This is a genomic window from Mesorhizobium sp. YIM 152430, assembly GCF_029210365.1.
Classification (GTDB): domain Bacteria; phylum Pseudomonadota; class Alphaproteobacteria; order Rhizobiales; family Rhizobiaceae; genus Aliihoeflea.
The window spans coordinates 1-535 of sequence record NZ_JARGES010000061.1; the positions used below are offsets into that span (position 1 = coordinate 1).

General features: G+C 62.5%; 1 pseudogene. It reads left to right on the plus strand.

From position 1 onward, the window contains the following. Positions 1 to 535, plus strand: a pseudogene (locus PZ895_RS19350) (Tn3 family transposase); the annotation flags it as partial.

Here is a 535-nt window from a genome sequence, read left to right on the forward strand (position 1 = left end):
TGGCAAGCGATGCTCGCTGACGCCGTGGTCGAAACCCATGACCGGATCGTCGGCAGGCTCTACCGGGCATCGGAGCGCATTTGCCAAGCGAAAGTCGCCGACGAAGCGAACGCGGTGCGCGACACCTTAAAANTCGCGAGCGGATCAGGGTGGGACGGCTTCAAGACCCTTGTTGCAATGGCAACCCGGCTGACCGCCACCATGGCGGACGATCCTCTCAATCATGTACTCGACGGTTATCATCGGTTCCGGCGGTACGCTCCGCGCATGTTGCGCCTGCTCGATCTGCGGGCTGCGCCGATCGCGCTCCCGCTTCTCGAAGCGGTGATGGCTTTGCGTACTGGCTTGAACGATGCCGCACATACCGGCTTCCTTCGGCCCAGCTCGAAATGGCATCGCCATCTTCGTGCCCAGGCGGTCGGCGACACTCGCCTCTGGGAGATAGCGGTGCTGTTCCATCTGCGCGATGCCTTCCGATCCGGAGATATTTGGTTGGCCCGATCCCGGCGCTATGGCGACCTGAAGCATGCGCTCG